Here is a 668-nt window from a genome sequence, read left to right on the forward strand (position 1 = left end):
TGACCACGCTCAGGCGGAACACCAGCGCAGTGCTGCCGGAACCGGACACGTACGTTGCGTAGGCGACTTCGCCATTATCGAGTGTGACCTCGATACGCGGCGTACCAGCGCTGGTATCGACCAGGGTCGCTTCGCTCAAGTTGACGGTGAAGTCCAGGTTTTGCCCCGCTACATAGCTGCCACTGGCCGGCACGCTGACACTGGTGACCAACGGCGCAGTGCGGTCCACTGCATAGGTTTCACCGACCAGGCCGGTGTTGATAGCGTTGCCTGCCGCATCAGCGATGCTCGTACCGCTGCTGTTGAGGGCCAAGGTGACACCACCAGTGCCGGTGAGGCCCGCTATGACCACGGTGTAGGTTCGGCCGTCGACCTGGGTCACGCTGGCCAGGCTACCTGCCGCAGTCCCGCCATAGCTGACGGTGAAGTCGCTGGCGTCCACGCCGCTCACATCTTCGCTAAAGGTAACGGTGTAGCTGATCGAGCTGCCATTGGTGGGCGTGGCATCGGCGCGTACGATGCTGGTCACGCTGGGTATCACGGTATCTACCAGCACGCCTGCACTGCCGACAGCGCCCAGCGACAGGGCCAGGTCATTACCCGCAGGGTCCTTGATGCTGCCGCCGTTGAGATCGATGCTGCCGGCCACTGCGATGCCGTCGGCATCG

At 63.3% G+C, this 668-nt stretch carries 1 protein-coding gene; it reads right to left on the reverse strand.

What is annotated here, in order from left to right:
• On the reverse strand, window positions 1-668 hold a 668-nt coding region (locus tag GYA94_RS25890; protein WP_218031613.1), incomplete at both ends, for an Ig-like domain-containing protein.

Origin of the sequence: Pseudomonas juntendi (assembly GCF_009932375.1) — a bacterium.
GTDB lineage: Bacteria > Pseudomonadota > Gammaproteobacteria > Pseudomonadales > Pseudomonadaceae > Aquipseudomonas > Aquipseudomonas juntendi.